Annotated in this window: 22 protein-coding genes; 10 read left to right on the forward strand and 12 right to left on the reverse strand. The window is 55.1% G+C overall.

Annotation, left to right across the window (positions count from 1 at the left end; translation table 11 throughout):
• Positions 1-177: 177 nt before the first annotated feature.
• Entirely contained in the window at positions 178-1,161 is a 984-nt protein-coding gene (glpX, locus tag Q0O33_RS09310; RefSeq protein ID WP_295498711.1) for a class II fructose-bisphosphatase, read from the reverse strand.
• Positions 1,162-1,266: 105 nt separating this feature from the next.
• On the opposite strand from glpX, the gene Q0O33_RS09315 reads away from it, so the two are divergent.
• Positions 1,267-1,698 (forward strand): hypothetical protein, encoded by a 432-nt coding sequence (locus Q0O33_RS09315; protein WP_295498714.1) that lies wholly within the window; start codon positions 1,267-1,269, stop codon positions 1,696-1,698.
• Here the strand turns inward: Q0O33_RS09315 and Q0O33_RS09320 are convergent, their stop codons facing one another.
• Positions 1,699-3,018 (reverse strand): homoserine dehydrogenase, encoded by a 1,320-nt coding sequence (locus tag Q0O33_RS09320; RefSeq protein WP_295498717.1) that lies wholly within the window; start codon positions 3,016-3,018, stop codon positions 1,699-1,701.
• 197 nt (positions 3,019-3,215) lie between these two features.
• On the opposite strand from Q0O33_RS09320, the gene Q0O33_RS09325 reads away from it, so the two are divergent.
• Positions 3,216-4,085: a 3-hydroxyacyl-CoA dehydrogenase NAD-binding domain-containing protein gene (locus Q0O33_RS09325; RefSeq protein ID WP_295498720.1), complete on the forward strand. Its 870-nt coding sequence runs from the start codon at positions 3,216-3,218 to the stop codon at positions 4,083-4,085.
• Here the strand turns inward: Q0O33_RS09325 and Q0O33_RS09330 are convergent.
• From Q0O33_RS09330 to Q0O33_RS09350, 5 genes are all read right to left on the reverse strand, one after another.
• Positions 4,052-4,420, reverse strand: a complete 369-nt coding sequence (locus tag Q0O33_RS09330) for a multidrug efflux SMR transporter (RefSeq protein ID WP_295498723.1) — start codon at positions 4,418-4,420, stop codon at positions 4,052-4,054. The two genes, Q0O33_RS09325 and Q0O33_RS09330, sit on opposite strands and share 34 nt — an antisense overlap.
• 1 nt (position 4,421) lies before the next feature.
• Positions 4,422-5,240 (reverse strand): MerR family transcriptional regulator, encoded by an 819-nt coding sequence (locus Q0O33_RS09335; protein WP_295498726.1) that lies wholly within the window; start codon positions 5,238-5,240, stop codon positions 4,422-4,424.
• Positions 5,241-5,313: 73 nt separating this feature from the next.
• Positions 5,314-6,498 (reverse strand): cystathionine beta-lyase, encoded by a 1,185-nt coding sequence (metC, locus tag Q0O33_RS09340; RefSeq protein WP_295498727.1) that lies wholly within the window; start codon positions 6,496-6,498, stop codon positions 5,314-5,316.
• Entirely contained in the window at positions 6,495-7,337 is an 843-nt protein-coding gene (gene sseA, locus Q0O33_RS09345; protein WP_295498729.1) for a 3-mercaptopyruvate sulfurtransferase, read from the reverse strand. The genes metC and sseA overlap by 4 nt, the downstream gene beginning before the upstream one ends.
• Positions 7,338-7,398: 61 nt before the next feature.
• The gene (locus Q0O33_RS09350) at positions 7,399-8,922 is read right to left on the reverse strand and encodes a cryptochrome/photolyase family protein (protein ID WP_295498731.1); all 1,524 of its coding nucleotides are present in this window, start codon (positions 8,920-8,922) and stop codon (positions 7,399-7,401) included.
• 161 nt (positions 8,923-9,083) lie between these two features.
• Between Q0O33_RS09350 and queF the strand changes: the two genes are divergently transcribed.
• Together queF and Q0O33_RS09360 are read left to right on the forward strand one after the other, a co-directional pair.
• Complete coding sequence (queF, locus tag Q0O33_RS09355; RefSeq protein ID WP_295498733.1) at positions 9,084-9,542, forward strand: preQ(1) synthase; 459 nt, start codon at positions 9,084-9,086, stop codon at positions 9,540-9,542.
• Between the two features lie 154 nt (positions 9,543-9,696).
• The gene (locus Q0O33_RS09360) at positions 9,697-10,833 is read left to right on the forward strand and encodes a serine hydrolase (protein ID WP_295498735.1); all 1,137 of its coding nucleotides are present in this window, start codon (positions 9,697-9,699) and stop codon (positions 10,831-10,833) included.
• Positions 10,834-10,952: 119 nt separating this feature from the next.
• Here Q0O33_RS09360 and Q0O33_RS09365 read toward each other — a convergent pair whose 3' ends face one another.
• On the reverse strand, positions 10,953-11,216 hold the full coding sequence (locus tag Q0O33_RS09365; RefSeq protein WP_295498737.1) for a hypothetical protein: 264 nt from the start codon (positions 11,214-11,216) through the stop codon (positions 10,953-10,955).
• A 229-nt stretch (positions 11,217-11,445) separates the two neighbouring features.
• Between Q0O33_RS09365 and Q0O33_RS09370 the strand changes: the two genes are divergently transcribed.
• From Q0O33_RS09370 to metH, 4 genes are read left to right on the forward strand one after another with little or no spacing between them, the layout of a single operon-like run.
• Entirely contained in the window at positions 11,446-12,444 is a 999-nt protein-coding gene (locus Q0O33_RS09370) for a metalloregulator ArsR/SmtB family transcription factor (RefSeq protein WP_295498739.1), read from the forward strand.
• The gene (gene metF / locus Q0O33_RS09375) at positions 12,441-13,382 is read left to right on the forward strand and encodes a methylenetetrahydrofolate reductase [NAD(P)H] (RefSeq protein ID WP_295498741.1); all 942 of its coding nucleotides are present in this window, start codon (positions 12,441-12,443) and stop codon (positions 13,380-13,382) included. The genes Q0O33_RS09370 and metF overlap by 4 nt, the downstream gene beginning before the upstream one ends.
• Positions 13,379-14,425: a homocysteine S-methyltransferase family protein gene (locus tag Q0O33_RS09380; RefSeq protein ID WP_295498743.1), complete on the forward strand. Its 1,047-nt coding sequence runs from the start codon at positions 13,379-13,381 to the stop codon at positions 14,423-14,425. Before metF ends, Q0O33_RS09380 begins: the two co-directional genes overlap by 4 nt.
• A gap of 21 nt (positions 14,426-14,446) precedes the next feature.
• Positions 14,447-17,071 carry a methionine synthase gene (gene metH, locus Q0O33_RS09385; RefSeq protein ID WP_295498745.1) on the forward strand — a complete coding sequence of 875 codons (2,625 nt, stop codon included), beginning with the start codon at positions 14,447-14,449 and terminating at the stop codon, positions 17,069-17,071.
• Positions 17,072-17,113: 42 nt separating this feature from the next.
• Here metH and Q0O33_RS09390 read toward each other — a convergent pair whose 3' ends face one another.
• Both Q0O33_RS09390 and Q0O33_RS09395 read right to left on the reverse strand, forming a co-directional pair.
• On the reverse strand, positions 17,114-17,878 hold the full coding sequence (locus Q0O33_RS09390; RefSeq protein ID WP_295498747.1) for a TIGR02186 family protein: 765 nt from the start codon (positions 17,876-17,878) through the stop codon (positions 17,114-17,116).
• On the reverse strand, positions 17,875-18,789 hold the full coding sequence (locus tag Q0O33_RS09395; protein ID WP_295498749.1) for a sulfite exporter TauE/SafE family protein: 915 nt from the start codon (positions 18,787-18,789) through the stop codon (positions 17,875-17,877). The genes Q0O33_RS09390 and Q0O33_RS09395 overlap by 4 nt, the downstream gene beginning before the upstream one ends.
• Positions 18,790-19,034: 245 nt before the next feature.
• Here Q0O33_RS09395 and nhaA point away from each other — a divergent pair, with 245 nt between their 5' ends.
• Complete coding sequence (gene nhaA, locus Q0O33_RS09400; protein ID WP_295498750.1) at positions 19,035-20,255, forward strand: Na+/H+ antiporter NhaA; 1,221 nt, start codon at positions 19,035-19,037, stop codon at positions 20,253-20,255.
• Positions 20,252-21,565, forward strand: coding sequence for a hypothetical protein (locus Q0O33_RS09405; protein ID WP_295498752.1), 1,314 nt, complete (start codon positions 20,252-20,254; stop codon positions 21,563-21,565). Before nhaA ends, Q0O33_RS09405 begins: the two co-directional genes overlap by 4 nt.
• A gap of 54 nt (positions 21,566-21,619) precedes the next feature.
• Here the strand turns inward: Q0O33_RS09405 and Q0O33_RS09410 are convergent, their stop codons facing one another.
• A complete protein-coding gene (locus tag Q0O33_RS09410) occupies positions 21,620-22,522 on the reverse strand; it encodes an energy transducer TonB (protein WP_295498754.1) in 903 nt (300 codons plus the stop codon).
• 93 nt (positions 22,523-22,615) lie between these two features.
• Positions 22,616-22,828: FAD-binding protein (locus tag Q0O33_RS09415; RefSeq protein ID WP_295498756.1), on the reverse strand; the 213-nt coding region annotated here is incomplete at its 5' end.

Consider the following 22,828-nt stretch of genomic DNA (forward strand, 5'->3'; position numbering starts at 1 on the left):
CGGATCGCGACGGGCTGGCGGCTGCGACAAATACTGCCGAGTGTCATTGTGTGCACGCACGCGCAGACGCAAGAGGCGATATTGGCCCCGAAGACTATCGATAGTGCCGACCTAATGGCGGCAGCGGAAATGGGCGAGCAAATCGCCGCAGGCCTGCAAATGGGTATCTACTGAAGGTCAGCCGCGTTTGTCAGCCTTACGATGCTCGCTCTTAACCCAACGGACGGTGCCAGATGAGGCGCGCATCACGACACTTTCGGTGGTGACACGGCCATCGCGCAAGGTTTTCACGCCCTCCAGCAAGGAACCATGGGTCACGCCCGTGGCGGCAAAGATACAATCGCCCTTGGCTAATTCTTCAAGGTCGTAGATCTTGTCCAAATCTTCGATGCCCCATTTGCGCGCGCGCAGCCGCTCGTCATCGTTGCGGAAAAGCAAGCGGCCCTTGAACTGGCCACCGACGCAGCGCAAAGCCGCGGCCGCAAGAACGCCCTCCGGCGCGCCGCCGCTGCCCATGTAGATGTCGACAGTCGTGTCGGGGTTGGTGGTCGCGATGACGCCCGCAACGTCACCATCGGGGATCAGCATGACGCCGCAGCCAATTGCGCGCAGTTCGGCGATCATCTTTTCATGACGGGGACGGTCGAGGACGCAGACAATCAATTCATGCGGCGGCACGCCTTTTTCGGCGGCAACGGCGGCGACATTTTCTGCTATTGATTTGTCGAGATTAACGATGTTTGGGGAGTAGCCAGGGCCAACCGCGATTTTGTCCATGTACACATCGGGCGCGTTGAGCAAATTACCTTCTTCGGCCACAGCCAGAACCGCCAGTGCGTTGGGGCCGGCCTTTGCGGTGATCGTCGTGCCTTCCAATGGATCCAGCGCGATGTCGATTTTGGGACCCGTACCAATCGCGGAACCGACCTTTTCACCAATGAAGAGCATCGGCGCTTCGTCCCGTTCGCCTTCGCCGATGACAACCGTTCCATCCATGTAAAGCTCGTTCAGGGCAGCGCGCATCGCTTCGACAGCGGCAGCATCAGCGGCCTTTTCATCACCGCGACCAATCAACTTCGCCGCTGCGATGGCTGCAGCTTCCGTCACGCGGACCATTTCCAAAACAAGGACGCGGTCAAGGATTTGGCTTGCTGTAGTCATTTGAATTTCCTAGCTATTTGAAATATCGGGTTTCTGGGGAAAGAAATTTCGGCATCTGGGGCGTTAAAGTCGGCACTGCGGTTCCGATAGGGAAGGCGTAACCAAATGTCGAGATTACTTGTCGCCGCCGTGGCACTTTCTGCCTCCGTCGTTTCTGCGCAGCCCGTGAGCGATGACGAAATTGCGGAACAGATCGAAAAAGCCCGGCGACTGGTCGCCGTCGATGCCGAGGGCTGCGTCAAATATCCGCAGAATGAAGAGATTTTTGTATGCGGCGAAAACCCCGACAATAAAAGCCAACGCATATTTCGCGATACGCAAGGAACGGACGAAGACCGCATACGCCGCGGGGAGGCTATTTCCAGCAAACGTGCTGCGGCTTGCTTGCCTGGCGATACTAACTGCAAGATTTACATGAAGGGCGTGGGCATGGGTTTTGGCTATGTCCCACCAGTCGCCATTCCGCTGGAAGAAGTGCTAAAAGGGTTGCCTGAACCTGATATGATTGTCACTGATGGCGAGAACGCTCCACCCTGATCATTCGCCCAAGATGTGCATCACCATCGGCTCGCCAAGCAAGCTGTCCGAACTTGCTAACGCATTTATGGTGTCGTTAATGGCTTGTTCTGGTCCGGCATGCGTAACCATGGCGATCAACGCCGAACCATCGTCACCTGCCTCGGTTTGGATGAGGCTTTCAATCGACAACCCCGCATCGCGCATGGCTGCCGTGATTTCTGCGAGCACGCCGACGCGATCCGCCACTAGCATGCGCAAATAGGTTTTGCTGATTCGGTGCGCCGAGGCTGCGCGCGGCAGCTTTTCAAGTTCAGCCGACGGCATGGAGAATGCAGGGCCGGTTTCCTTGCGCGCAATGTCAACCAAATCGGCGACGACCGCTGACGCTGTTGGCTTGTCGCCTGCGCCGGCGCCTTGGAACAGCAGGCGGCCGGAGAAATTGCCTTCTGCAACGACGGCGTTGGTTGCGCCTGTGACAACTGCGAGCGGGTGGCTGAGCGGCACGAGGCACGGCTCAACGCGCTGAAAAATAGTTGACGATCCATTGTCGCCGTCAATTTCGGCAAGGCCGATCAGCCGGATACGATAGCCCAAGGTTTTGGCCTGCGCGATGTCCGCTGCCAGGATTTTACGCACACCGCGCGCCTCAACTCCGCCAAAATCAATGACCGTGCCAAAGCTGAGCGACGCAAGAATTGAAAGCTTATGGGCAGCATCAATGCCGTCAATGTCGAACGAAGGGTCCGCCTCTGCAAAACCCTTGGCTTGCGCATCGGCAAGAACATGCGCAAAATCGAGGCCGTCGCGCTCCATAGTGGATAGAATAAAATTACATGTGCCATTGAGAATGCCATAAACGCGGTCAATGCGGTTGGCGGCGGCACCATCGCGCAGACCTTGAATAACAGGAATACCTCCGGCAACAGCCGCTTCAAATTTGAGCGCGGCCTGTTTGCTTTCGGCCAAAGCTGCAAGCTCGGCACCATGATGCGCGATCATCGCCTTGTTGGCGGTCACCAAAGCGCGTCCGTTGGACAAAGTCTCACGCGCCAAGGTCAGGGCAGGGCCGTCGGATCCCCCGACAAGCTCAACCACAACGTCAACATCGTCCGCCGTGGCAAGCTGCTCCATGTCGTCGACCCAGCGGTACGGCGACAAATCAAGGCCGCGATCCTTTGTCCGGTCACGCGCGGTGATAGCTACAATCTTGATCTCGCGGCCGGCCCTGCGCGCAATAAGCCCCGCATTCTCCTCAATCAGGCGAATGACACCGCTGCCGACGGTTCCAAGTCCCGCGAGGCCCACGTTAAGGGGTGCATGACGAACTGCTGTGGACATGGCTAAAAAACTTTCTGCCGGAAACATTATGGATTAATGCCGCGCTTAAGTGGAATTTGATGGAAACGCTAGCCCAAGCTTGTTGTGCGCTGAGCTGAAACAATAGAAACTACTGGGGTGATTAGATGTGCGCAAGGCTAGCGCTGTGGCCTGGCCTTCGCTAGGGCCAACATATCGTCTTTAAACGGAGTAAAAAAATGCGTGCAGTGGGTGTTATCGGTGCGGGTCAAATGGGTGCGGGTATAGCGCAAGTGAGCGCTGCTGCTGGCTATCATGTCTATCTGTCCGACCTTGATTTGGCCAAGGCCGAAGCAGGAAAAGCAAGTATTGCAAACGCCTTGACCCGCTTAGTTGCCAAAGAGAAAATGGGGCAAGTTGAAGCCGACGCATTGTTGTTACGCATTGAACCCGTCGCCAGCTATGACCCGATGGCTGATGCTGGGCTGATCATCGAAGCGGCGACTGAGCGCGAGGACATTAAGCGCAAGATATTTGAGGCAGTGGGCAAAATCCTTGGCCAGCACGCGGTGTTGGCGTCGAACACATCGTCGATTCCGATCACACGATTGGCGCAATCATCGCCCGACCCGAAACGCTTTATCGGCGTCCATTTCTTCAATCCCGTGCCCGTCATGGGCCTTATTGAAATCATTCGGGGGCTTGCGACGACCGACGCTACCGTCGACGTTGTACGCCAATATGGAGAGGCGCTGGGCAAGCAATTGGTGTTTGCCAATGATGCGCCGGGCTTCATCGTCAACCGCGTGTTGATGCCCATGATTAACGAAGCCATCTTTGCGCTTGGCGAAGGCGTGGCCAACATGCGCGATATCGATACTGCGTGCCAGCTTGGCCTCAATCACCCCATGGGGCCGCTGACCTTGGCGGATTTTATCGGGCTCGATACCTGTCTTGAAATCACCAAGGTGCTGTTTCAATCGACGGGCGACCCAAAGTTCCGCCCCGCACCCTTGCTGCAAAAATATGTCGAGGCCGGATGGTATGGCCGCAAGGTAAAGCGCGGATTTTACGATTATTCCGGGGATGTGCCGGTGCCGACGCGCTGAGGCTCTGCGGCATCGGCTTTTGTCGTCAGATTTAACCCGACGGCCCCGACCAAGATCAGCATGATAAACCCAAGCTGGACAGGTTGCAGGCTTTGTTTAAACACCAGCCAACCGATGATGGTAATCGCCAGTATCCCCATCCCGGACCAGATCGCATAGGTTACACCTACCGGAATGCTCTTCATCGCCACGGCAAGGAAGGCGAAGCACACCCAATAACAAGCCATTGAACCGATACCGAAGCCGATGCGGGCAAATCCGTCCGACGCTTTCAGCAGGCTGGTTCCGGCAATTTCAAAGGCAATGGCGATTGCCAGATATATCCATGCGCTCATTTCAATCTCCCTTTTTGTAAGCTTCAAAACTAGGCAGCGTCCCGCCCCGCATGATGCGCGCCGTCGTGGCGCGTTTCATGAAATCCCATACCGACTTGTCGAAACCCGGATCGGGTGCGCCCTCGCCCATCCATTGATCCATTTCGTCATACATTTTCATAGTTGATTGCCACATGTCAGGCGTGCTGACCGCAGAAAAGGGCTTGAGCAGCTCAAACCACTCATCGACAAAGCCCTGCGCGAGTTCTCTTTCGGGCTCCATTGGCATCGCGGCCTTGATGCGGTCGCCCAAACTCTTCCACTGCGCATCATAGGATCGCGCATCGAAGTCGGCATCGATCAATTGGCATGCCCTTGCCCATTTTGCTTTTTCGTCCTGCGAAAAATAGCGATCGGTTATGGCTTGCCATTCCCTTGACTCTTGAGTCGTCATCCGCTGTCCAGATTCGATGAGCGCACAAAATGTCGCGGGGTCGATCCGTTCGCCGTCGTCGACGCGCGACATTGCAAAGCGAATGATTTGGCGCGCGCTTTTTATCTGCGCGGCCTCTTCATCAAGCATTTTCAGCTGAGCGGTCAACATCGCCGACAAATCGACGCTATGCCCTGCGAACAGACGCTGCATTTGCGATAGACTCAACCCAGCCGATTTCAGGACGGCGATCTGATGCAAGCGCGACAATTCGCGTGCACCGAATATCCTGCGCCCTGAAGCAGTGCGCAGTGGTGCGACGAGCCCCTTGGTTTCGTAAAAACGCAATGTGCGGCTCGTCAGGCCAGTGCGGCGTACAACTTCGTTTATCGGAAGCATATCAGTCATTTATACTGTATGCATCTTGACGCTGGGTCAACTTCAAGCATTTATTTGCCTGAGCGTGACTTTTCAATCGGCGTTAGGACAAGGTTCTACTCTCACGGAAGGCTGCCTCAAGGTCAGCGATCAAGTCGTCGGTGTCTTCCAAGCCGATCTGTAGCCGAATGAGGGTGCCTTCCTTGTCCCAAGGCACTGCTGAACGGTATTTTTCAGGCTGGACGGGCAAAGCAAGGCTTTCAAAGCCGCCCCAGCTGTAGCCAATGCCGAATAGGCCGAGGGCGTCTACAAAGGCGGCGGCGGTTGCGGCGTCACCTTTATGGATGAAGGAGAATAGGCCCGACGCGCCCGTAAAGTCACGCTTCCAAATGTCATGTCCCGGACTGTCTGGCAGCGCGGGGTGGAAGACGCTCGCAACATCTGGCTGGGCCTGTAACCATTTGGCGATCTGCAGCGCCGACGCCTCATGCGCCTTCAACCTGACGGATAAGGTACGCAGGCCGCGGCTGGCGAGATAGGCATCGTCGGGTGACACTGTCTGACCAAGCTGCTGCGCGGTTTGGCGCAATTTCGTCCAATATTTCGCATGCGTGGTGACGCTGCCCATCATCACATCGCTATGGCCCACAATATATTTGGTGCACGATAAGATCGCCATATCGATGCCCTTATCGAGCGCCGTATGGAAATAAGATGTCGCCCACGTGTTATCGAGCAAAGTGACCACATTATGTTTTTTGGCCGCTGCGCAAATGGCGCGAATATCTTGCACCTCAAAGGTCAGGCTTCCCGGAGACTCCAACAAGATCGCCTTGGTGCGGTCGCAAAACAGCGTGTCATAATCCGCGGTCAGCGGGTCAAAATAGCGTGTCTCAACCCCGAAACGCTTCAGAAATCCGTCGGCCAATGACCGGCTTGGATCATAAGCATTGTCCGTCATCAACAGCACATCGCCAGCCTTTAAAACCGACAATAACGCGCACGCAATAGCGGCTACGCCAGAGGGATAGAGCATCGTGCCATGCGCGCCGGGCTCCATCTCGGTCAGCGCTTCGGCTAGCGACCATTGCGTCGGTGATCCACGGCGACCGTAGAAAAAGCGACCATCTTCGTTCGATGTCTTGCCAGCTTCAAGCGCGGCGACATTGGGGTATAAATGCGTGCTCGCGCGCCAAATGGGTACATTGACAACCGAGCCGGTTAGCGCTTCCCGTCGTCCCGCAGTGACTATTTTAGTAGTGGGCTTTTGGAGCTTTTCAGAACTCAAGCCGCACCCTGCGCTTTGGGGGTGTCGGCATCAAGGCCCCATTCGGACCAGCTTCCGTCATATAAAGCAACATCGGTCTTGCCGGTCATACGTGCGCCAAAAAGGACAACAGCAGCCGTCATGCCTGACCCGCAAGTGGTGATCATGGGTTTGTTCAGATCCACGCCAGCGTTGGTAAAGGCTTGGGTCAATTCCGCGCCGCGCTTCCATGTTCCATCTGCGTTGAAAAGCTGACCAAAAGGTAAGTTGCGGCTGCCCGGAATATGGCCTGACGCCATTTCGGGCCGTGGCTCGGCCTCTTCACCCGTAAAACGGCCAGCACCGCGTGCATCGACGACATCTGCGTCCTTGCTGTGCAAATTGGCGAGCATGTCAGCCTTGTTGCGCACGGCCTTGTCATCTTTCCACACGGTAAAATGGCGGTGGCGCAAGCTGGGTTTGCCGGCCTCCAGCGGGCGGCCTTCGGCTTTCCACTTGGCGATCCCGCCATCCAGAATTGCCACATCATGCGCACCGAAAAGCGTGAGCATCCACCATGCGCGGGTAGCAGACTTGAACGGGCTGTCATCATAGACCACGATACGGCTGCCATCCCCAAGCCCAAGCGATTGCATACGGCTCGCGAATTTTTCAGGTGGCGGCAATGTATTTGGTAGGCTGCTATTGGCGTCAGCAAGTTCTTCCAAATCCATGAACACGGCCGATGGAATATGCCCGCCTTCATATTCTGCCCGTGCATTGCGGCCCGCATCGGGCATGAACCATGTTGCATCGACCACGCGAAGGTCGGATGCGCCGATTTCATTCGCCAACCAATCGGTGCTTACTAACAATTCCATGATTTCGTCCTTGCCCGCATGTTTGATTCTTATGTGGGGCAGGATAAGCCGCTTTTACAAACTATCCAAGTGTTTCCAGAAACTGTTGCGCATGGCTGCGAAGCTTTTCTTTATCTGCGTCCGTCATCCGCTCCCAATTTTTATATGGCATCGCCATACGGGGATTTTTGCGAAGCTTGACTTCGTTCCGGGCAATGAAATCCCAGTATAATGCGTTGAAAGGGCATGCTTTTGGACCAACGCGTTGCTTGACGTCATAACGGCAATATGTACAATAATCGGACATGCGATTGATATAGGCACCGCTCGCCGCATAAGGTTTGGACGCGAGCATCCCGCTATCGGCAAACTGGCTCATGCCGAGGCTGTTGGGCAATTCTACCCATTCATAGGCATCGGCATAGACCGCTAAATACCATTCATGCACTTGCTTAGGGTCGAGTCCGGCCAGCAAAGCAAAATTACCAGTGATCATTAGCCGTTGGATATGATGGGCGTAGCTATGCGCGATCGTCTGCCCAATGGCCTGCGACAGGCAATGCATGTCGGTTTTGCCCGTCCAGTAAAACGCAGGCAGGGATCGCGTTGCGTCAAGCGCGTTGCTCTCAACATATTCGGGGCCCGCATGCCAATAAATGCCGCGCACATATTCGCGCCAGCCAATGACTTGCCGGATAAAGCCCTCAGCAGCGTTAATTGGAACCTTTCCCGCCCGATATTGCACCTCAACCGCGCGGCACAATTCCAGCGGGTCAAGCAAGCCCGAATTGATATAGGGTGAAAGAATCGCGTGCCATAAAAACGGCTCGTCCGTGAGCATCGCGTCCTGATAATCGCCAAAATGGGGCAAAGCATGCGCCAGGAAATGCTGTTGCTGCCGCAATGCATCTGCACGGGTCACGGCGAAGCCGAACTGGGCCGTCTGTCCTATGTTATCCCCATATCGATCCTCGACCATCTGGATGACGTCTTGCGTCACTGCATTGGGCGGAAAATGCAGCGGCCTTGGCATCGTCAGATCGCGCTTGGCGGGTTTGCGGTTCTCGGCGTCAAAATTCCATTGCCCACCTTCGGGCGCATCGCCGTGCATGAGCAGGCCGGATTTACGGCGCATATCGCGATAGAAGAACTCCATACGCAACTGCTTGCGGTCCTTGGTCCAGCGTTCAAATTCGCCATGCGTGCACAAAAACCGGTCGTCAGGCAGGATAGTCACCGGAACATCAAAACGGTCGGACCAGCTATCGAGCATGGCCTTTACGCGCCATTCGCCCGCCTCGGTCACGCGCAGTGCGGAGATTTTGTGCCGCTCAATTGCGCGCGCGACTTCACCGGTCAAGCTACCGCTATTGTTTGCATCAGTCAGTTTTACATAGTCGACGGTCCAGCCTGCGTTGCGCAGATCCTCAGCATGATGGCGCATAGCGGACAGAATATACGCCATTTTGGATTTATGGTGCGGCACATATTCGGTTTCTTCGTCCACCTCCGCCATTAAGATGACGCAGGCTTTTTTGTCCTGCCCCGCCAAAGAGGACAGGCCGTGGCAGAGCTGGTCACCAAATATGGGAATCAAAATTGTCATGTCTGCGCCATAGCGCGGCGCACATACAAGGGCGATACAGGGTTTCCAGAAAGACAAAGGCGGCCTGCTTGGATGCATTCCGCCCTCTTTATTCGCGAACCATTGGCGCTATCTGGCATCACCCGTTTGCTTCGTGCTCCGAAACCGCTAAATGCGCGATCATGACTGACACATTAAAGCCCAAATTTCTTGGTGCGCACAGCGCGCTTCCGCAAACACCTGAAGAGGCGCAACTGGATTATGTTCCCAATCCGCGCCCTGATATGCTGTATCTCGCGCGCTTTGCGGTGCCGGAATTTACCTCGCTCTGCCCCGTCACGGCGCAGCCGGATTTTGCGCATCTGGTGATCGATTATGCCCCAGATGCGACTATCGTCGAATCAAAATCGTTGAAGCTATTCTTGGGCTCATTCCGCAATCATGCCGCCTTTCATGAGGACTGCACCGTTGGCATCGGCCAGCGTCTGTTCTCGGAAATGAAGCCCCATTGGTTGCGGATCGGCGGCTATTGGTATCCGCGCGGCGGCATACCCATTGATGTGTTCTGGCAATCCGGCGAGCCGCCCAAGGGTTTGTGGATACCCGATCAAGGTGTGCAGCCCTATCGCGGTCGCGGCTAGGACATTCAACCTGCCCGCTTAATAATGCGTCAGTAGCCACGCAGGTCACTGCTGCCGCATGCTACTTCCTCATCTCGTCGACGCTCAAGAATCGTTCGTCGCAAAATATCGGTAAATGCTGTTCTCGACGGAGGGCCTGCTTTATCGCTTCTGCATGGCCAATACATTAAGAGTTCGGGAAAACCGCATCCAAGGCGTCGGTCGCAAAGGCATGGCCTTATTAGCAATATTGTCCCTGTTGTCGGCATGTGTTGCTGCAGAGCGCGCGCCGACACGAACACCTGCACCAGCCGCGAAAAAGGCGCTGCCTGTGCAAAAGCCTGCGACGCCTGCCCTTCCGGTTCGTCCAGCGGTTATTCGCGCACCTGTCGGATTGGAAAATCTGCTGAACGACCAATGGCGCATTTTTCCGGGTCGCACGGGCGTTGCTATTATGCGTATTGATGGTGGCGAATGGATAACCGGAAAACGTGGGGATGAGCTTTTTCCCCAACAAAGCGTATCCAAAACATGGGTTGCATTGACGATTTTGGACTTGGTCGACCAAGGGAAGATCAGGCTGGATCAGAAAATACGTATTACACGCGATGACCTTGCGGTCTTTCATCAACCCATTCGCGATCGCGTTATCGCCAATGGCGAGATTGAAGTAACGGTGCTGTCGCTTCTCGAGCAAGCGATCATCAGTAGTGATAACACCGCCAATGATTCTCTGCTGCGCACAGCAGGTGGTCCGCAGGCCGTAAAGAATTTCTTAATGCGCAAAAAACTGGGCGCCATTCGTTTTGGTCCGGGTGAGCGTGTGATGCAAAGCGCAATAGCCGGGCTGGAATGGCGTCAAGAATATGCAATTGGACGGCGTTTTTATGCTGCGCGCGGAGAGGTTCCCCTAGCGACACGGAAAGCAGCGTTGGACCGCTATCTTGCTGATCCCGTTGACGGGGCTAGTCCTGAGGCGATTGTTCGCGCGCTTGCGAAATTGGCGAAGGGCGAATTGCTCTCTCCTGCATCGACGCGCCTTATCTTGGGAATCATGTCACGTACATCAAGCGGTCCGAACCGGTTGAGGGCAGGGGTACCTGCAGGGTGGCAGTTTGTGCACAAGACGGGGACAGGGCAAATACTGCCGCCGGTTTCAACTGGCTATAATGATATCGGTATCATGACGGCGCCTGACGGCACGCGCTATGCCGTGGCCGTTATGATGGGCAGCACCACCGCGCCCATACCCGAACGTATGGCATTCATGCAGTTTGTGTCGCGTACTGTCGCCACATATCACGGACAATGATCGCAGATATGAATTCTGCTTACCAAAGTCAGAGTTCAACCCTGTCGTAGACAAAGAAAAGGGCCGTCCTGTAAACAGGACAGCCCTTATCAAATGCTTTCGCTTAGAAAGCGCGAATATTACTTCGCAGCTTCTTTCGCAGCGTCTGCAGCGGCGCCAGCTTCTGCAGCAGGTGCAGCAGCGTCAGCAGCAGGTGCAGCAGCGTCAGTTGCAGCAGCGTCAGTTGCAGCAGCGTCAGTAGCTACTTCAGCACCTTCAACAGCGGCGTCAGCAGCTTCTGTGGTTGCTTCTGTTGTGGCTTCTGTGGTTGCTTCTTCAGCACCTGAGCAAGCGGCCAAACCGAGCGAAGCGGCAAGAACGAGAGATACAGCAATTTTCTTCATATGGGAAACCCCCTAGCAAAACTTATGAAAACCTGACAGGCACGTTGCAAGAAATGCAGCTTGCCTGCGAAAAACCCTCTAGCTCGTTCATAATTCGCTGGCAATGCGCTTTTTCACTTCGGCAAAATGTTACATAGCTGTTTGAGGATTATGTCTACTATAACGGTAGAAAATACGGCTAATTTGTGCGGATTGACTTGATATAAAGAATTCTTTATATCCGTCTCAAATGATCAGTTTGTCAAACATCATGCGGGCTTTGGCTGACCCTACACGGTTACGAATCGTGTTTCTAGTGCGTCGGCTGGAGCTATCGGTGGGCGAATTGGTCCAGATACTCGACCAAAGTCAGCCCCGCGTTTCCCGGCATATCCGGATTCTGGATGAAGCTGGGCTTTTGGAGCGTCGCAAGGAAGGTAGCTGGGTATTCTTAAGGCCTAGCGGGATGTTAACGGACGGCTCCCTTGCATCCTTATTGGCAGAAGCCGATGTGTCGCAGGCAAAGGCGTTCCAGCGGGACCTGCTGCGACTGGATGAAGTCCGTAACGCACGCACCGATATGGCGGCGCAATATTTTGCGGCACATGCTGATGAGTGGGACTCGCTCAGATCATTGCATATTGCCGATTCCGAAGTTGAAGCGCGCTTGGCGCAAGTCCTGCACAGTGCCCCCTTAGGTCGGGTCCTTGATGTAGGCACGGGCACTGGGCGCATTGTGGAATTGTTTGCAGCCGATTCCAGACGGCTTGTGGCGATAGATAGCAGCCCCGAAATGCTTCGGCTCGCACGCGCAAAAATTGCGAATTTAAGTCCCGAAATCGCCAGTAAAATTGACATAAAGCTGGGTGATTTTAACAATCTGCCCGTGGGCGCTGGTGAATTTGACACTGCCATCTTTCACCAAGTCTTGCATTATGCCCAGCACCCCGAAGCGGTTATCGCCGAAGCAATCCGCACGCTTGCGCCAGGTGGCCGGCTCGTCATCGTTGATTTTGCGGCGCATGATCTAGAAGAACTCCGCACGGTACATGCCCACGCCCGGCTTGGCTTTTCGGATGATTTCATGAAAAAGGCATTTATTAGTCATGGCCTGCAGATGGTGCACCAAACCGCACTTGAAGCTGGCGCATTGGTGGTAAAGGTCTGGATGGGCGAAAAGCTCCCCACTCAGCAACCGCGTCCCACAGATAATCTCAATCCTAAAAACAATTTAAGGATCGTCGCATGATTCTCCCACTTGCACAGATGCAGGAGGCCAGCCGGGCTGTTGCCTCGCCCCTTTTTGCTGGGCTTCCCGGTGATTGCGAGATCAGCTTCGAATTCTTCCCGCCCAAAACGGAAAAGATGGAGGAGCAATTATGGGATTCGGTCGTGACGCTAGCGCCGCTGGGACCACGCTTTGTTTCGGTCACCTATGGCGCAGGCGGCACAACCCGCGAACGCACCCATAACACGGTGGCGCGCATTGCCCGCGAAACCGATATTCCAGCGGCAGCACATTTAACCTGCGTCGAAGCGTCCAAGGGCGAAATTGCCGATGTCGCCAGCGCCTATTGGGAAGCAGGGGTCCGACATATCGTCGCGCTGCGCGGGGACGCGCCCAGTTCCGACGGACAATTTGTTCCGCATCCCGACGGCTATGCGAGTGCCGCGGAGCTGGTCGAAGGTTTGCGCAAACTGCACCCGTTCGAAATATCGGTCAGCGCCTATCCCGAAACCCATCCAGAGGCCCTGTCGGCAGCGTCAGACATTGATTTTCTAAAACGTAAGTTGGACGCCGGGGCGAGCCGCGCAATTACGCAGTTCTTTTTTGAACCCGAAACCTTCTTCCGTTTCCGGGATGCAGTTGCCGCGGCCGGCATTGATGCGGAGATCGTGCCGGGCATCATGCCCGTATCGAATTTTGCCGCGATCACGCGCATGTCGCAAATGACCGGCACGTCTATACCAGATTGGATGGCGGACCTGTTCAGTGGATTGGATGATCATCCATCCGCCCGGCAATTGGTGGCTGCTACTGTCTCGGCAGAAATGTGCCGGAAATTATATGCTGGCGGTGTTCGGGAATTTCACTTCTACACCCTGAACCGAGCGGAACTGTCCTATGCGATTTGCCATTTGTTGGGCAAGCGGCCCACCGCATTAGCGCAAAAGGCCGCAGCATGAGTGCGCGTGAAACCTTCATCGCCCGTGCGGCGCAACAGATATTGGTGTTCGACGGGGGCTATGGCACCGCGATCCAAGGCTATAAATTGTCCGAGGCAGATTATCGCGGCGATCTTGAGCTGACGCATGATCAAAAGGGTAATAATGACCTATTGTCGATTACGCGGCCAGACGTCGTTGGCGCGATCCATAGCGCCTATCTCGACGCAGGCGCCGACATGATCGAAACCAATACCTTCAGCGCGACAAAGATCAGCATGGCCGATTATGGCTGCGAACATTTGGTGTGGCAGTTGAACATGGAGTCAGCGAAGCAGGCCCGCGCCTGTTGCGATGCGGCAGAGGCGAAGGATGGCATAAAGCGGTTCGTTGCCGGGTCGATTGGCCCGACCAACAAAACCTTGTCCTTGTCACCCGACGTCAACGATCCCGGCTATCGTGAGATAGACTTTGATTATCTGAAAGATGTCTATCGCGAACAATGCGATGCGTTGATTGAAGGTGGCGTCGATTTTCTGTTGATCGAAACCATTTTCGACACGCTCAACGCCAAATGCGCGGCGATGGCGGCGCAAGAGGCTGCTGCAGCCTGTGGGCGTGATGTGCCGTTGATGATATCCATGACCATCACCGATATGGCGGGTCGTAATCTTTCGGGCCATACGGTGGAAGCATTCTGGGCCGCGATCCGCCATGTTAAACCGCTGACCATCGGCTTGAATTGCTCCTTTGGCGCGGACCTCTTGCGCCCGCATCTGGCGGCATTGTCCAAGCAAGCCGACACGCTTGTGATGGCCTACCCCAATGCAGGCCTGCCCAATGATTTGGCTGAATATGATGAACTACCCGAAACCACGGCACAATTGATTGGCCAATGGCTTGACGATGGGTTGGTGAACATCGTTGGCGGCTGTTGCGGCACCACGCCTGCGCATATCGCCGCGATAGCCAAGGCGGTGGCGCATCGTGCACCACGCGCCATTCCCAAGGCGGATGTCGTGACCCGGCTGGCGGGGCTTGAACCCTTCGTCATGGCCGCCTGAACCTTAAAGAGCAGAACAAAAATGTCCTCCACCACGTCCTCTTCCCGCTTCGTCAACATTGGCGAGCGCACCAACGTCACAGGCAGTACCAAGTTCAAAAAGCTGATCCTCGCTGGTGATTATGAAGCTGCCGTTGAGGTGGCACGCGACCAGGTCGAAAATGGCGCGCAGATTATCGATATCAACATGGATGAAGGCCTGCTGGACGCGCATGAGGCGATGACCACTTTCATCAAGCGTATCGCGGCAGAGCCCGATATCGCCCGCGTGCCGTTAATGATCGACAGTTCAAAATGGAGCGTGATTGAGGCTGGACTGAAATGCGTCTCCGGTAAACCCATCGTGAATTCGATCTCGATGAAAGAAGGCGAAGAGGCTTTCTTACATCACGCGCGCCTCTGCATGGCTTATGGTGCTGCTGTCGTGGTCATGGCGTTCGATGAAACTGGCCAAGCCGACACGCAAGCCCGCAAGGTCGAGATTTGCAAGCGCGCCTACGACCTTTTGATCGGCATTGGCTTTCCGCCTGAGGACATTATCTTTGATCCCAATATCTTTGCCGTGGCAACGGGGATTGAGGAGCATAATAATTACGGCGTCGACTTTATCGAGGCCGTGAAAGAACTGCGCGTCTTGTGCCCGCATGCCCATTATTCTGGCGGGCTTTCCAACCTGTCGTTTAGCTTCCGTGGCAATGAACCCGTGCGCCGCGCAATGCACTCGATCTTTCTCTATCACGCCATCCCTGCAGGGCTTGATATGGCCATCGTTAATGCGGGGCAGTTGGACATTTACGATGACATTGACACGGAGCTGCGCGTGGCGTGCGAAGATGTCATCCTTAACAGCGATCCAGATGCGACAGAGCGCCTGATCGCGCTTGCAGAAAAATATCGCGGGACCGACGTTGCACAGGAAAAGGCCGAGGCCGAATGGCGCGGCTGGCCGGTGACCAAAAGGTTGGAGCATGCCTTGGTCAAAGGCATTGATGCGCATATTGTCGAGGATACAGAAGAAGCCCGGCTGGCCATCAAAACGGCTGGCGGTCGCCCGATTGAGGTTATTGAAGGGCCGTTGATGGACGGCATGAATGTCGTGGGCGACCTGTTTGGATCAGGCCGTATGTTCTTGCCGCAAGTGGTGAAATCTGCGCGTGTGATGAAGAAAGCGGTTGCGCATCTGTTCCCTTATATTGAAGCCGAAAAAGAGGCTGGTGCCAAAGGCAAGGGCAAGATCATCATGGCGACCGTGAAGGGCGACGTGCATGATATTGGCAAGAACATTGTCGGCGTTGTCCTGCAATGTAATGGTTTCGAGATTGTCGATCTCGGCGTGATGGTCCCGTGGCCGACAATTTTGCAAGCAGCCGTCGAACATGATGCCGATATGATCGGGCTTTCGGGCCTTATCACCCCTTCACTCGATGAAATGGTGACCGTTGCCGAGGAAATGGAAAAAGCAGGCATGTCGATGCCGCTGATGATCGGCGGCGCTACCACCTCGAAAACGCATACGGCCTTGCGCATTGAACCCGTCTATTCTGGCCCCGTCATTCACGTGCTGGATGCTTCGCGCGCTGTCGGTGTCGCGGGCACATTGGTTAGCGATACGATGGCGGACAAGTTCGTTGCGGACACCCGCGCCGAATATAGCCACATCCGCGATGCCCGTGCTGGCAAGACGGCGAAGCCGCTTGCCACGCTGGAAGAAGCGCGCGCGAATGCCTTTGAAATAGATGAAAGTTTAAAACCAGCCGCGCCGCAAAAGCCGGGTGTTCATGTCTATGATGATTGGGATCTGGCTGACCTGCGCAAGTATATCGATTGGACCCCATTTTTCCGCGCGTGGGAATTGCATGGCAATTACCCCGCGATTTTGACCGATGAAGTTGTCGGTGAAAGCGCAACCAGCCTTTTTGCTGATGCCAATGCGATGCTCGACAAAATCATCAACGAAAAATGGTTGCGCGCCAAGGGCGTGGCTGGCCTGTGGCCTTGTCGGCGCGATGGCGATGATGTGCTTGTCTATTGCGACAAGACGCAGGCGCATGTCCGCTTGCCGTTCTTGCGCCAGCAAATCACGAAGCGCGAAGGCAAAGCGAACATGTGCTTAGCCGATTTCATAAGCCGAGATGGTGACTGGATTGGCGGCTTTGCGGTCACAACTGGCCATGGTATCGAAGCGCATCTGGCAGGATTCAAAGCCAATATCGACGATTATTCGGACATCATGCTGAAGGCGCTGGCTGACCGCTTGGCAGAGGCCTTTGCCGAGCGGATGCACGAACATGTTCGTAAGGATCTATGGGGCTATGCCCCCGATGAACAATTCACGCCCGAGGCCCTGAACCGCGAAGAATATCGCGGTATCCGGCCAGCCCCCGGCTACCCCGCCTGTCCGGACCATAGCCTGAAGCCGACATTGTTCGATTTGCTGGATGCGACTTCTACAACCGGCATTACCTTGACCGAAAGCTTTGCCATGTTGCCGACCGCTGCTGTGAGCGGCCTGTATTTCGGTCACCCGCAATCCGAATATTTCGGTGTCGCGCGCATTGGCGATGATCAAGTGTCGGATTATGCCGCACGCCGAGGGTTGGACCTTGATCGTGCACGGCAATATTTGCGGCCCAATTTGAATGAGTGAGGATATATTTAGTCCCCACCGTCAACGCGCATCGGGCATGGTCTAAAGCCGGTTGAAGACAAATCCGGCAAACCAACCGAGCAGCAATGAGACAAGCACTGCCATTGCACCATAAAATAGCGCATAATCCTGTGCCAAGACAGTTACCAATTGTTCGAACCCGGTTTTGCGGATCCGGACTTCAACATTGTCGTCGGCGACAATCACGCGGCCATCACGAATGAGCAAAGTTTCAGCCGTGTAAACACCGACCGGAACGCTGGATGGAATATTGAGGCGCGCCCGATACAGCACCTGATCGGTGATTTCGACCGTGCCCGCCTCTTGGCGGAAAAGACCATTGCGGCGATTTAAGTCGACCAATCCATCGACAAAGCGGCGCTGTTCGGCGGCATTGACCTCGCCACTGGGAGATAATTGTAGGCGATCAAGGCCAAGCTCGTAAATCGCGGCTGTTTTGCTGTTGACGATTTGATCCAGTGGCCGTGATGACGCGATGGCATAATATGCCGGGACGGACCGGAAATCGCTGCTATCGGCGTTGACCCAGATACCGGCAATTTTCTGCTTTTCCCGTAACGTGACGGACCGCGCTGGCCCGCGCAGAACAACCGCAACATCAACTTTCCCCTCTGGCGCCACGCCGCGCGGGTAGATGATGGCGCCGAATAACAGCATTTCGGCGCCCGTGAAGCCCGACTGAATATTGATCTGCCTTTGCGAGACATCCGGCACCAGCTTGGGCACATTTTGCGCGCTCGCGCTCATCGGTAGCAAAAACAAGAGCAGGGCGAATAAACGGATCATAGGGCCTGCAAGGTATAAATTTCGTCGGGACGCCAGCCGAGTCCAAGCGCCATGCGGATGGCCACAAGCAGAACAATCGCGGCGAGAAAGAGGCGCAGATATTCTGGCCGCATGCGCTGCGCCAGACGTGCCCCGATTTGCGCACCCGTCACACTGCCAATGAGCAAGAATACGGCAAGCACGATATCAACCGCTTTAGTGGTCAGGCTGTGCATCATCGTTGATGCCATCGTCACGAACAAAATCTGGAACAAGGAGGTCCCAACTACAACCTGCGCGCCCATGCCCAACAGATAGAGCATGGCGGGCACCATGATGAAGCCGCCGCCTACGCCAAGCAGCATGGTCATGATGCCTGTGATAAAGCCCAATATCAGTGGCGCGATAGGCGAAATATACAAACCGGAACGATAGAAACGCCAGCGCATGGGCAAATTGGCGACCAACGGATGGTGGCGGCGTTTGGCTGCGGCGACTGGCTTTCCTGCCCGCACGGCCAAAACGCTGGTTAAGCTCTCCTTGGCCATTAAGCCACCGATGCTGCCCAACATCAGCACATAAAGGATGTTGATGACGGTATCGATCTGGCCAAGCGACTCCAATATTTCAAATATCGCTGCGCCCGCGCCCGTGCCGAATATACCGCCAACCACGAGCACGCCACCCATCTGAAAATCGACCCCGCCGCGTTTCATATGTGCAAATACGCCAGAGACGCTGGCCCCCGTCACCTGCGTGGATGCCGACGCCGCGGCAACCGCTGGCGGGATTCCATAGAATATGAGCAAAGGCGTGGTCAGGAAGCCGCCACCGACGCCGAACATCCCCGACAACACGCCGACGCCGCCACCCAGAAGGATGATCACCAGCGCGTTGACTGACAGATTGGCTATGGGAAGATAAATATCCATGATCGACCTTTGGACCCTAACGGCATTTGACGGCAGGATAAAGGCTAGGCTTAGGGGCAGGACCACTTAATTGGTCGCGACCCTAGAAACTGGTCGACAAGGTGACCGCCGGACTATCGCCTGGCCGTGCGTTGCCGCTCCCTTAACTAAGGTTATAAACCTAGATACGCTGCTAAGGCAAGGCAATTGCTGTATTTTTCGCCTTTGCTTGCCATCTTTTGGCCGAGTCGCCATAAGCAATCGCGATGATTGGAACCGCACAACAGCACACCAAAACTTCTGCGTTGCGGGCGTTTTTGTCGAGTGAAGCCGCTGGCGGTCTTTTGTTGATGGCCGCCGCCGCATTGGCCATGATTCTTGCCAATTCGCCAATTGCTGAAAGCTATGGTCATTTTTTACATTTGGTTATCGGGCCGGAGTTGACACCAAAGCTTGGCCCGATGACCGTTCACCTTTGGATAAATGACGGCTTGATGGCGATTTTCTTCTTGCTTGTTGGGCTGGAGATTAAGCGCGAGTTTGTGGACGGGCATTTGTCGACTTGGGCCGACCGCGCGCTTCCCATGGTTGCCGCTGCGGCAGGGATGATTGTTCCGGCGATGATATATCTTGCTGTTGCAGGGAGCGATCCTGCGTTGCAGCGTGGCTGGGCCATACCGGCCGCTACTGATATTGCATTTGCCATTGGCGTGCTTGCGCTTTTGGGCAGCCGGGCGCCCGCTTCGCTGAAACTGTTCCTGACAACCGTTGCCATTGTAGACGACATGGGCGCGGTGGCGATCATAGCTTTATTCTATACAGCCGCGTTGAACATCACCGCGCTGACTGCTGCTGGCGGCCTTTGGTTGGCGATGATGCTGCTGAACCGTTTTCGGATAAATGCCCTGTGGCCATATCTCATCCTCGCCGCCCTGTTATGGTATGCGACTTTATTATCCGGCGTGCATGCGACCATTGCGGGCGTGCTGGCGGCATTTGCCATTCCCTTCCGCCGAACGCTCGCCGCACCTGATGCGGAAGATTCGGCACTTCACCGGCTTGAACATGCACTGGTAAAGCCAGTTGCTTTTCTGATCATCCCGATCTTTGGGTTCGCCAATGCGGGTGTTTCTGTAGCCGGTGTAAACCTAGCTGCCTTGGCTGCACCGCTGCCGCTTGGTATCGCGATGGGCCTGTTTTTGGGCAAACAAGTTGGAATTTTTACCAGCGTCTGGGTGTCGGTCAAACTTGGCATTGCTGCGCGTCCTTCACATGCAAGCTGGCTGCAAGTCTATGGTGTCGCCTTGCTGTGCGGTATCGGCTTTACGATGAGCTTGTTTATCGGCGGCCTCGCCTTTACTGGCCCTGATCAGGCGGACGATGTCAAAATTGGGGTTCTTATGGGCTCTATGCTGTCGGCTATTTTGGGCTATCTTGTTTTGCGCTTTGCCGCGCCACAAAAAATTATATCTGAAAGCACCATATGAACCTTCGCCATATCATCATTCCGATGCTGCTGCTTGCGCCGGGTTGCGCCACCGCGACTTCATTGGTCCCCGCAAATATCACTGCGCCGGCGATGTCGATTGCTGACATTTCCGATGCCTATATCCGGCTAACGCTTGAGGCGGGTACCCATGAAGCGGAATATGTGGATGCTTATTATGGGCCACCCGCATTACAGGCAGCAGCCAAAGCAAATCCGCGGTCATTGGTACAATTGATAGCCGAAGCCCGCACACTGACCGCGGCGATTGATGCCGCTTTGCCTTCAATCACTGTAGATTCGGACCGCCGCCGCGCAGTTGCGCTGCGCGGCATTTTGATTGCGGCGGATACGCGGTTGCAAATGCTTCAGGGGCGGAAATTTGCATTTAATGATGAAGCCCGAGGTCAGTTTGCAACTGTGCCCGACTTGAAACCTTTGGCGCATTTTGACGCCATATTGGCCAATCTTGAAACGCTGATTCCCGGCAATGGACCGCTCGCCGCACGCGTCGATGCCTTTAATGAGCGCTATGTCATTCCTAAGGACCGCTTGCAGCCTGTGTTTGATGTCGCCATTGCCGAATGTAAGCGCCGCACAGCGCAATTTATCCAATTGCCCGCGGGCGAGACGTTTGTGATGGAGTTCGTCACGGGCAAGCCTTGGTCAGGCTATAATTATTATAAGGGCAATTATAAAAGCCTTATCCAAATCAATACCGACCTACCCATCCGCATCAGCCGCGCGGTCGATCTGGGTTGTCACGAAGGCTATCCGGGTCACCATGTGCTGAACCTGATGGTTGAAGAACGTCTGGCGCGCAAAAACGGGTGGAAGGAATATGAAGTTAATCCGCTCTACAGCCCGACTAGCGTATTATCCGAAGGCAGCGCCAATTACGGCATTGATCTCGCCTTTCCAGCAGCGGAACGCTTGGCATTTGAACGCGATATTCTGTATCCGATAGCTGGCCTTGATCGCAATTCTGCGGAAGCGTTTTGGAAAATGCAGCAAATGACCGAAGCGTTGTCGGGCGCGCGTTTGACCATTGCGAAAATGTATCTCGATGGCGAAATTACGCGGCCGCAGGCGCTCGAATTAACGCAGAAATATCTCTTACTCTCCCCCGCGCGCGCCGAACAATCGGTAAAGTTCACCGATCATTATCGCAGCTATGTGATCAACTATGGCTGGGGCAAAGATCTGGTCCGCGCTTATATCGAACGCGGCAATCCAGTTACGACCGAGCGGTGGCGCAGAATGGAGAAAATATTGAGCGAACCCACCGTGCCAGCGGACTTGCTGCCTTAACCGAGCTGTTCGCAGAATCAGGCGGCGCTTTCGTCTTCAGCTGGTGTTCAACCTCTAGGGCAAGCGGAAATAGACATCGTTCTGGTAATAAGACACCAATGGCTGACCCGTTGCATCAAGCGCTGGCGAAAAACGCGCGCGCCGCATGACAGATTTGCAAACCGCATTGTCAAATTCTTTGGGACGCGTTGTCGCCTGGATGTGGCAAGCCGTCGGCACACCGTCCGGCCCAATGCTGAGCCGGAAGTTTACCAACGCTGGCTGGCCAGCGGATAGCATGTTGGATGGATAGTCGGACGACACAATCCACTTTTCAGGAGAATCCAACGGCGTGACCGCGCGGCCTAGCGTCTTATGCTTTTCAATATCCACGCCCCAGCTGGTGAGAAGATTGTCGATGCAGGTATCGAGCGCCGACAATGGCCCGCGCATAGAACCTGTTTCCAGCATCACGGGTTTGCGCAACGGTTTCCCTACCCGCAAATGGCGTACTGCCTTTTGACGGTCTTCACTTATGGGCTGAACCACGACCCATTCGGTTTTTGCCCGATTTTTGATCGCCAATAGTTCCGCCGCGCTTGGCGGCGCTATCCGTGCGCTGCTTGTAAAAACCAAGGCCGGGTCCTCACCAAGATTTCCCTTCAGAAATGCAAGCTGCTGTTTCTGCTCACTGGGTCCGAACTGAATATCGGCATCCCCTTTTTCGACGAATGTTTTAACTAGCGGCCCCGAAATCGTCAGACGGAAAGAGTCCGTAGGTGCAAAACGGTCCATGATCAAAAAAACGGTTTGCTTGCCTTCGCCAAATTGACGTGCGAGTCGGCACCGTTCGTTGGCATAGTCGACTTGCCATGCCGATGTGGGCTTCAAAATCAACGGCGCAGGCGCGGCAGCAGAAGCCAGCGACGGCATATTGAGAGCTAATATAACAAGCGATGCGACGAATGATTTTGCCATGACCAGCAAGCTACACTGCACAAGCTCGTCGTCACAAGCAAAAAGGGCGGACATTTCTGCCCGCCCTTAAAATTTACATTTGATTGCAAGCTACTACAGCTTCCCAACAAGCTCCGGCACGACCGTGAACAGGTCACCAACAAGGCCTATATCCGCAACTTGGAATATCGGCGCGTCTTCGTCCTTGTTGATCGCGATGATGACCTTGGAATCCTTCATGCCCGCCAAATGCTGAATCGCGCCGGAGATGCCGACCGCGACATAGACCTCTGGGGCGACGATCTTGCCGGTCTGGCCAACCTGATA

This window comes from Sphingorhabdus sp. EL138 (assembly GCF_945862485.1).
Taxonomy (GTDB): domain Bacteria; phylum Pseudomonadota; class Alphaproteobacteria; order Sphingomonadales; family Sphingomonadaceae; genus Sphingorhabdus_B.